The 8,415-nt window shown below is 73.3% G+C and carries 10 protein-coding genes and 1 pseudogene; 3 read left to right on the top strand and 8 right to left on the bottom strand.

The window, feature by feature from the left end:
- A pseudogene (locus E1286_RS43750) lies at positions 1-543 on the bottom strand (hypothetical protein); the annotation flags it as partial.
- A 171-nt stretch (positions 544-714) separates the two neighbouring features.
- On the opposite strand from E1286_RS43750, the gene E1286_RS43745 reads away from it, so the two are divergent.
- Entirely contained in the window at positions 715-1,626 is a 912-nt protein-coding gene (locus E1286_RS43745) for an NHL repeat-containing protein (protein WP_187368314.1), read from the top strand.
- Between the two features lie 84 nt (positions 1,627-1,710).
- On the opposite strand, the gene E1286_RS43740 is transcribed toward E1286_RS43745, so the two are convergent.
- The 3 genes from E1286_RS43740 to E1286_RS50965 form a co-directional block, all read right to left on the bottom strand.
- Complete coding sequence (locus E1286_RS43740) at positions 1,711-2,334, bottom strand: FMN reductase (RefSeq protein WP_132622777.1); 624 nt, start codon at positions 2,332-2,334, stop codon at positions 1,711-1,713.
- 36 nt (positions 2,335-2,370) lie between these two features.
- Positions 2,371-3,465, bottom strand: a complete 1,095-nt coding sequence (locus E1286_RS43735; RefSeq protein ID WP_132622783.1) for an LLM class flavin-dependent oxidoreductase — start codon at positions 3,463-3,465, stop codon at positions 2,371-2,373.
- Positions 3,466-3,708: 243 nt separating this feature from the next.
- Positions 3,709-4,230 carry a CGNR zinc finger domain-containing protein gene (locus E1286_RS50965; RefSeq protein ID WP_246075666.1) on the bottom strand — a complete coding sequence of 174 codons (522 nt, stop codon included), beginning with the start codon at positions 4,228-4,230 and terminating at the stop codon, positions 3,709-3,711.
- On the opposite strand from E1286_RS50965, the gene E1286_RS43725 reads away from it, so the two are divergent.
- Positions 4,117-4,935: an MFS transporter gene (locus E1286_RS43725; protein WP_165970187.1), complete on the top strand. Its 819-nt coding sequence runs from the start codon at positions 4,117-4,119 to the stop codon at positions 4,933-4,935. The two genes, E1286_RS50965 and E1286_RS43725, sit on opposite strands and share 114 nt — an antisense overlap.
- Here the strand turns inward: E1286_RS43725 and E1286_RS43720 are convergent.
- From E1286_RS43720 to E1286_RS43710, 3 genes are read right to left on the bottom strand one after another with little or no spacing between them, the layout of a single operon-like run.
- Positions 4,910-5,428: a Rossmann-fold NAD(P)-binding domain-containing protein gene (locus E1286_RS43720; protein ID WP_132622771.1), complete on the bottom strand. Its 519-nt coding sequence runs from the start codon at positions 5,426-5,428 to the stop codon at positions 4,910-4,912. The two genes, E1286_RS43725 and E1286_RS43720, sit on opposite strands and share 26 nt — an antisense overlap.
- Positions 5,425-6,036: a DUF4291 domain-containing protein gene (locus E1286_RS43715; RefSeq protein WP_342776327.1), complete on the bottom strand. Its 612-nt coding sequence runs from the start codon at positions 6,034-6,036 to the stop codon at positions 5,425-5,427. Before E1286_RS43715 ends, E1286_RS43720 begins: the two co-directional genes overlap by 4 nt.
- A 12-nt stretch (positions 6,037-6,048) precedes the next feature.
- On the bottom strand, positions 6,049-6,786 hold the full coding sequence (locus tag E1286_RS43710; RefSeq protein ID WP_132622769.1) for an IclR family transcriptional regulator: 738 nt from the start codon (positions 6,784-6,786) through the stop codon (positions 6,049-6,051).
- 71 nt (positions 6,787-6,857) lie between these two features.
- Here E1286_RS43710 and E1286_RS43705 point away from each other — a divergent pair, with 71 nt between their 5' ends.
- A complete protein-coding gene (locus E1286_RS43705; RefSeq protein ID WP_132622767.1) occupies positions 6,858-7,142 on the top strand; it encodes a metal-sulfur cluster assembly factor in 285 nt (94 codons plus the stop codon).
- A gap of 82 nt (positions 7,143-7,224) precedes the next feature.
- Here the strand turns inward: E1286_RS43705 and rodA are convergent, their stop codons facing one another.
- Positions 7,225-8,394 (bottom strand): rod shape-determining protein RodA, encoded by a 1,170-nt coding sequence (gene rodA, locus E1286_RS43700; protein ID WP_425464796.1) that lies wholly within the window; start codon positions 8,392-8,394, stop codon positions 7,225-7,227.
- Between the last annotated feature and the right edge of the window lie 21 nt (positions 8,395-8,415).

The raw sequence follows: 8,415 nt of genomic DNA, 5'->3' as shown, positions 1-8,415 counted from the left end.
CTCGCCGACGTGGAAGCCCAGCATGGAGATGTCCTCGCGCCGCTGCTCGGCGTCCACCGGCTTCGGCCGGCCGTGGTAGCGCACGGTCACCACCGCGCCCTCGTCCGCCTCCAGCGCCTCGGGCAGCGGGACGGTCAGGTCGTCACCCTTCCTGGTCGCCTCGATCGTGACGTCGTTCACCTTGACGGCGTCCACCTTGAGCGCCCGGCCGAAGTCGAGACGGACGCGGGAGATCGGCCGGGCGGCCCGCAGCGTCAACGTGGCCGTGCCGGACAACGTGCGCGCACCGGGTTTCCACGCCAGCGCCAGGTCGTAGTGGAGCACGTCGATCGACGGGTCGCCGTAGGCCGGGTAGAGCGGGTCGGCGACCGGCCGGGACCGGCCCGCGTCGTACGCGCTCAGGTCCACCCGCCCGGGCGCGGCGGTCGCCGCCTGCGGTCGCTTCGTGGCGGGCTGCTGTTTCGTGGCGGGCTGCTTCGTGACGGGTGGCGCGGGGGGCGACTCGGGTGCGCTGCAGGCCGGCAGGACCAGCGCGACGGTCATCAGGGATAACAGGGGCCTCCGCATTCGGGCCAAAGTAACGACGCAGGCAGGGGCCCACAAGCGGTTTTCCCCGATTCGTCCCCGGTGGCGTGTCGGATCGTTGCTGAAAGATCCCTGTGAAGGCGGTTCTGGGCCTTTGCCGGGACCGGCGGCTTCTGCATCGTGGTCCGCATGAGATCCGCGATCCTGAAGACCGCACTCAGCGCCGTGCTCATGGTCACGCTCGCCGGCCTGCCGGCGCAGGCGGCCACGAGGCCAGGCACGTTCCCGCTGCCCGACGGGTTCCAGCCGGAGGGCATCGCCATCGGCCCAGGGCCGTACGCCTACTTCGGCTCCCGCGTGGACGGCGACATCTTCCGCGCCGACCTGCGCACCGGCAAGGGATCCGTCATCAGCCAGGGCCCCGGCACGCCCTCGCTCGGGATGAAGACCGACGGGCGCGGCCGGCTGTTCGTGGCCGGCGGCACCGGCGGCGACGCCCGCGTGGTGGACGTGCGCACCGGGAAGGTGCTCAAGTCGTACGAGCTGGCCACCGGGACGTCGTTCGTCAACGACGTCATCCTCTTCGGCGGCGCGGCGTACTTCACCGACTCGGCCAACCCGGTCCTGTACAAGCTCGACCTCGGGCGTGGCGGCGCGCTGCCGGACGAGGCGGTGAACATCCCGCTCAGCGGCGACATTCAGTACACGACCGGCAACAACGCCAACGGCATCGCCCCCAGCCCCGACGGCAGGTCGCTGCTGATCGTGCAGTCGAACACCGGCAAGTTGTTCGAGGTGAACCCGTCCTCCGGCGTCACCGCCGAGGTCGACCTCGGCGGTGAGGCGCTGACCAACGGCGACGGCCTGCTGCTGTCCGGCCGCACGTTGTACGCCGTGCTCAACCGGCTGAACACGATCGCCGTGATCGGCCTGTCCCGCGACGCCTCCTCCGGGGAGGTCGTCAGGCGGATCACCGACGACCGGTTCGACGTGCCGACGACGGTCGCCTCCTACGGCCACCGTCTCTACCTGCCGAACGCCCGCTTCACGACGACCCCGACGCCCGACACGACGTACGACGTGGTCTCCGTCAAACCCTGACGCCACGCGTCACAGGCGTGTGGCGGCCCGCAGGCCGCCGCCGTACCTCCTCCCCGGCGCGCTGCGGAGCCGGGGAGGAACCCCCTACCGCGGCGGGCGCAGCGCGGCGAGCTGCTCCTCGAACGGGACGACCGCGTCCTCCTCCGGCTCCCGCCGGGGCGCCCGGTGCAGCAGCAGCCCGGCCAGCTCCTCCGCCGCGCGGGCGATGCGCTCGCCCAGCCCGTCGGTGAACGCGTCGTGGCCGCCGCCCCAGTCCTCCGAGGCCGCGTAGACCGCGGTCGGCACGACCACGGCCCGCAGGTACGTGAACAGCGGCCGCACCGCGTGCTCCAGCGCCAGCGAGTGCCGGGCGGTGCCCCCGGTCGCGCCGACGAGCACCGGCGTGCCGGTCAGCGCGGTGTTGTCGAGCACGTCGAAGAACGACTTGAACAGGCCGCTGTAGGAGCCGCTGAAGATCGGTGTGACCGCGATGAGCCCGTCGGCCTCCGTCACCGCCTCGAGCGCCTCGCGCAGCCGGGCGTTGGCGAAACCGGTCACGAAGTTGTTCGCGACGTCCACCGCGAGCTCGCGCAGCTCGATCACCCGGACCTCGGGGGGCGTTCCCGGCGTCTCCTCCAGCCGCCGCGCGACCGCCTCGGCCAGGCGGTCGGCGAGCAGGCGGCTGGAGGACGGCTGGGTCAGACCCGCCGTGACGACGACGAGCTTCATGGGGAAATCTCTCCTTTCGAGGGGACGTACGGCGGTTCAGGCGCCGACGGCCGCGGACTTGTCCTTGGCGGCGAGCAGCGAGGCGTGCCTGGGGGCGTCGGGCACGCTGTCGGGGCGGTCCTTGGCGAACTCCGCGCGCAGCACGGGCACGACCTCCTCGCCGAGGATGTCGAGCTGCTCCAGCACCGTCTTCAGCGGCAGGCCGGCGTGGTCCATGAGGAACAGCTGGCGCTGGTAGTCGCCGAAGTACTCGCGGAACTCCAGCGTACGGTCGATGACCTGCTGGGGGCTGCCCACGGTGAGGGGCGTCTCGGCCATGAAGTCCTCCAGCGACGGCCCGTGCCCGTACACGGGGGCGTTGTCGAAGTACGGGCGGAACTCGCGCACGGCGTCCTGGGAGTTCTTGCGCATGAACACCTGCCCGCCCAGCCCCACGATGGCCTGCTCGGGCGTGCCGTGTCCGTAGTGGGCGTACCTCTGGCGGTAGAGGCCGATCAGGCGCATGAAGTGCTCCTTCGGCCAGAAGATGTTGTTGGCGAAGAAGCCGTCGCCGTAGTAGGCGGCCTGCTCGGCGATCTCGGGGCTGCGGATCGAGCCGTGCCAGACGAACGGCGGCACCCCGTCGAGCGGGCGCGGCGTCGAGGTGAAGCCCTGCAGCGGCGTGCGGAAGCGGCCCTCCCAGTCGACGACGTCCTCACGCCACAGCCGGTGCAGCAGCGCGTAGTTCTCGACGGCCAGCGGGATGCCCTGCCTGATGTCCTGCCCGAACCACGGATAGACCGGGCCGGTGTTGCCGCGGCCGAGCATGAGATCGACCCGGCCGTCGGCCAGGTGCTGCAGCATCGCGAAGTCCTCGGCGATCTTCACCGGGTCGTTCGTGGTGATGAGGGTCGTGCCGGTGGTGAGCACGAGGCGCTCGGTCCTGGCCGCGATGTACCCGAGCATGGTGGTGGGCGAGGACGGGACGAAGGGCGGGTTGTGGTGCTCGCCGGTCGCGAAGACGTCGAGCCCGACCTCCTCGGCCTTGAGTGCGATCGCCACCATCGCCTTGATGCGCTCGTGCTCGGTCGGCGTCCTGCCGGTGGTGGGGTCAGGGGTGACGTCGCCCACACTGAAGATCCCGAACTGCAATTTAGTCACCATCCATGACTATTGAATGTTTGACCTCTAGAGCGTCGTGCCCTCGCGAGATATTCCAATCATCCGGCATCCCCCGCCACCGCGAGCCCTGGGGCGCCGAACCGCTCTGCCGCCCAGCCTGGCCGGGCCCTCGCGGACGCGGGCCCGTCGCTCCTGAGCCGGTCGCGGGGCGGACTAGCGCCTGCCCTCACGGATCGCCGCGGCCGCCCGCGCGACCGGCGCCGGGTGCCGCCGTCAGCTCTCGCGAACGCGGGCCTTCGCCCGGTTGCCGCATCCGCGCATGTCGCACCAGCGGCGCGTCCGCCGGTGGGAGGCGTCGACGTAGAGCCGCGTGCAGGGAGCGGCCTCGCACTCGCGGATCAGCGCCGTCTGCGGGCCGCCGAGGAGTTCGACCGCCGCGCGGGCGACGCTGGACAGCGCCGCGCGCAGGCCGCCGTCGCGTACCACGCCGTGCTCGCCGAGCAGCACGCTCACCGGCGGGTGCCCGGCCGCCGCGTTGAGCACCCGCCGGTCCTCCTCCGCGTACGGCGCCCTCGTGCGGGCCGCGGACGCCAGCCGGTAGACCGCCTCGCGCAGCGTCAGGGCGAGGGCGAGGTCGTCGTCGTCCGCCTCGGGCGGCGTGGTGAGGACCCCGGCGGCGCGGTGGGCGTGGCCCTGCTGCCCTGGCTCGCCGGCACGTACGGCTTCCGCGCCGCCTACGCGGTCCCCGCCGCCCTCTGCCTCCTGTCCGCCGCGGCCACCTGGCGCTGGCTCCACGAACCCCCGTCACCTTCAAAGCCGGACCCCCACGGCGGACCGCACCCCGTGGCGAAGACGGAGGCGTACGGCGCGGGGCGTTCGGCGGACGCCTCTGGGACCGGTGGCCGGCCGGTGAAGGAGCGGTCGCCGCTTCTGCGGTGGGACGTATGGCGACTGGCGGTGGCCGGGGCGTTGCTGACCGTGCCGCAGTTCGCCGTCCTCTCCTTCACCGCGATCTTCCTGCACGACGCCAAGGGACAGGGCTCAGGGCTGGCCGCCGCCACGGTCCTGATCGCCCAGATCGGCGGCGGCGCCGCCCGCATCTGGACCGGACGGCGCACCGACCGCGGCGGAGACCGCCGAGCCCACGTGCGCGGCATCGGCGCGCTCAGCGGCGTCGCGATGGCGGCGGCCGCCGTGCTCGCCGACGCCCCCATCCTGGTGACGGCCTGCGCCCTGGCGGTCGGCGGCCTGCTGGCCAACTCCTGGCACGGCGTCGCGTACACGGAGATCGCCGCGATGGCGGGCACGGGGCGGGCCGGCAGCGCCCTGGGCCTGCTGGGCACGGCGCTCTTCGGCGCGGGCTTCGCCACGTCGCTGCTCGTTCCGGTGGTCCTGGAGCTCACCTCGTGGCACGCGGTGTGGGGCCTGGCGGCGGGGGCGGCCCTGCTGGCCGTCCCGTTGGCGCCGGCCCGGGTCAGGAGCCCGCGGCGAGTGCGTTGATGTCGGCGGGGCCGAGGACGCGGCGGGGCGCGCCGCGCTCGGCGACCGCGATCATCGCCCGGCCGATCCGCTCCGGCGTGGTCGCCTGCGCGCCCGACCACCGGCGCAGCAGCGGAAACAGCGGCCGGGTCACCACGTAGGCCAGCCGGAAGGGCGGCCTGCCCGACGGGACACGACCGGGCCGGAACACGTACGCCTCCAGCGGCAGCGCCAGGACCGCGTCCTGCGTCGCGTCCGTCTCCCCGGCGCCCCGCACGTACACGAACGTGGAACCGGGCGCCAGCGTACGGGCGGCAGGCAGAGCCTCGCCGGGAGCGCAGCAGAAACACGCGTCGTATCCGGCCGGCTCGCCGGTGAGAAGGAGCTTGGGATGGACGACCCCCTCGGGAACGCGGCCGGCCGCGAGCACGCTGGTGACCCGGTCGTCGAGCAGGCACTCGCGAAGCACCCCGCGCCCGATCACCCCGGTCGCCCCGAAGAGGATCACCCTCATCCCGGACTCGCCCCGATCGTCTCGATGAGGTCGGCAGGCACAGGATACGGCCGCTCGACCGGCAGCAGCCCGCTCACGTCGGCGCGGCGCCCGAGCGCCTCCCGCAGCTCGCGGACCCGGTCCGTGACGTCGGTGATCGAGGCCGTCCACTCCTCGGCGTAACGCCGCACCGCCTCGCCGGACAACCCGATCTGGATCGACCGGTACGGCAGCGCCTCGTGCCGCAACCCCCGCTCGGGATCCCACTGGATCCGGACCGGGCTGCGCTTGAGCCGCCGCGCCCATCCGGGCCGCCCGTCGTCCCGGCTGAGGCAGGCGTTCGCCAGCGCCCACGCGAACCCCTCGCGGGTCAGCTCGATCGCCAGCACCCGCTCCTGGCCCGGCTTGGTCGCGTACCCGCACCGGTACATCATCCAGAGGAACGACGGCTTGATCCACGTCATCCGGTCCCGCTTGAACGGCGGCACGAAGCGCTGGGCCGCGAGGGCGGGCCCGGCGATCCCGGCGTCGTACGCCTGGTAGACCGTGATCGTCTCCTCGGTGTGGAGGGCGCGGATCTGGCGGAGGGGCACGTTCATGGAGATCACCGTGGCGAAGACCCGCACCACGGGGCAACACCTTTACGCGCACGCCAGATCCCGCACGGCCTCGGCCAGCCGCGTGGAGGCCGTGCGCGGGACGCGCAGGCCGCGGGCCGACAGGCCGATCGCCCCCTGCGTGCCGGGCACCACCGCGCCGGCGCAGGCCACGTCCGGCCGGAACTGCCCGTGTTCCTCCACCACCTGCCCCGGCCGCAGCCCGGCCAGCTCCTCCTCGACGTCCTCCACGCCGGCGGGCGTCGCGGGGGTGAAGCGGCGCAGGCCGTACCCGCGCAGGACGCCCCGGCGCGCCCGGGGCGGCAGCGCCAGCAGCAGCGCCTTGCCCAGCGCCGTGGCGTGCGGCGCCGTCTCCAGGCCCGCCTGCAGGTCCTCCAGCCATGGCGAGCACGGCCCCTCCGCCACCTCCATCACGACCAGCCGCCCGTCGGCCAGCCGCGCCAGGTACGCGGTGTGCCCGGTCACGGCGGCCAGGTGGCCCAGCACCGCCCGGACGCGCGGCGGCCGTTCGAAGGCCCGCACCATCTCGTGGAAGCGCTCGGCCACCTGCGAGCCGAGCAGGTAGTCGCCCTCGGGCCGCCGATGCAGGTAGCCCTCGTAACACAACGTGCGCACCAGGTGGTAGGAGGTGGACAGGTTCAGGCCGCAACGGCGGGCGATGACCTTGACCGGCAGCGGCCGGTCGGCCCGCGCGACCTCCTCCAGCACACGGAGCGCGCGGGAGACGCTGCGGATCAGATCGCTGGGGGGTTCACCGGTCATCCCTTCAGCATGTGCGCCATCTGAAAATCGCACGCCTACCCCGGAAGGCACACCCGTCCGACGATGAGGCCATGCCGGACATACCGCAGTGGGCCAGTGACGCGCTGTCGGGGGTCTACGACCCGTGCTGCAGGGAGAAGGGCATCTCCGTGGTGGAGATGGGCCTGGTCAGATCGGTCGAGGTGGACGACGGCCGGGCCCGGGTGGAGCTGCTGCTCACCTCGGGCTGGTGCCCGTTCGCCGCCCGGGTGCTCACGGAGGTGCGCGACCGTATCGAGGAGCAGCCCGGCGTCCGCGAGGCGGAGGTCGAGGTCGTGTGGGACGAGGTGGGCGCTGCGCGCGTTCAGGGACTTTGAGATCCCGCAGGATCTGTGCGACGGGTACGGCTACCCGCAACTCACCGACCAGGCCAAACGGAAGATCCTCGGCGAGAACCTGCTACGGCTGCATGGGCTTGGTCCGGTGAACCGCCTGTAGCAGCCCCACGGCCACCAGGCCGGCGACCGTGGCCGAGCCGCCGTACGACACGAACGGCAGCGGCACGCCCACGATCGGCGTCAGGCCCACGGTCATGCCGACGTTCACGAACGCCTGGAACCCGATCCACGACACCAGCGCGCCCGCCAGCACCGCACCGTACGGCGAGGCGCTGTCGCGGGCGATGGACAGGCCGCGCCACAGCAGCGCGCACAGGGCGAGCACGATGGCCGCGGCCCCGGCGAATCCGAGCTCCTCGCCCGCGACGGTGAAGACGAAGTCGGTGTGCCGCTCGGGAACGAAGTGCCCGGCCGTCTGCTCACCGTTGAACAAGCCCTTGCCGTACAGGCCGCCGGAGCCGATCGCGATGCGCGCCTGGGCGGCGTTGTAGCCGGCACCGCCCGGGTCGGCCGCCGGGTTCGCCAGCACGAGCAGCCGTTCCAGCTGGTACGGCCGGACGAGCCCGAGCTGCCAGGCCGTCGCGCCCGCCCCCGCCGCGCCCGCGGCCAGCACCAGCAGCCACCGTTTAGGCGCCCCGGACACCAGCAGCGCGCCCGCCACCATGGCCGCGAACACCAGCATCGTCCCCACGTCCGGCTGCAGCGCGATGAGCCCGATCGGGACCGCGGCCAGCGCCAGGGCGAGCACCACCCCGCCGAACCCGGGCCGGCGCCGGCCGTCGCGCAGCTCGCCCAGCGGCACCGCGAACGCCAGCGCCAGCGTCACCTTGGCGAGCTCCGACGGCTGGAACCGCACCCCCGGCGCGAGCACGATCCACGAGTGGGCGCCGTTCACCCGCACGCCCAGCGGGCTGAGGACCGCGGCCAGCGCCAGCACCGCCAGCACGTACGCCGCAGGCACGTACGCCCGCAGCACCCGCAGGTCCACCCGCGAGACCAGCCACATGAGCACGAGCCCGCCCGCGACGGCGACGGCCTGGCGCACCAGCAGCGCGTGGTCGCCCGTCATCCGGGTGGCCGACCACACCAGCAGCAGCCCGGCGGCCGACAGCGCCACCGCCAGCACCGTCAGCACCCGGTCGGAGGCGCCCAGCGACGGCGCCCACACGATCCGCCGCCGCCCGCCCACCGCGATCATCGCCGCTCCCGCAGGCCGAGGATGCCCTCCCAGATCTCCCGGGCCGCCGGCGCC

This window comes from Nonomuraea terrae, from assembly GCF_004348995.1.
GTDB classification, from domain to species: Bacteria; Actinomycetota; Actinomycetes; order Streptosporangiales; family Streptosporangiaceae; genus Nonomuraea; species Nonomuraea terrae.
Note: the sequence above shows the minus strand (reverse complement) of the source record. Positions and strands in the feature narration are given on the sequence as shown.

Bases quoted from the DNA above. Each gene is read 5' to 3' on its own strand.
- E1286_RS43710 (WP_132622769.1), bottom strand. From the start codon at position 6,786: ATGACCGGTGAACCCCCCAGCGATCTGATCCGCAGCGTCTCCCGCGCG.
- E1286_RS43705 (WP_132622767.1), top strand. From the start codon at position 6,858: ATGCCGGACATACCGCAGTGGGCCAGTGACGCGCTGTCGGGGGTCTAC.
- E1286_RS43720 (WP_132622771.1), bottom strand. From the start codon at position 5,428: ATGAGGGTGATCCTCTTCGGGGCGACCGGGGTGATCGGGCGCGGGGTG.
- E1286_RS43745 (WP_187368314.1), top strand. From the start codon at position 715: ATGAGATCCGCGATCCTGAAGACCGCACTCAGCGCCGTGCTCATGGTC.
- E1286_RS43740 (WP_132622777.1), bottom strand. From the start codon at position 2,334: ATGAAGCTCGTCGTCGTCACGGCGGGTCTGACCCAGCCGTCCTCCAGC.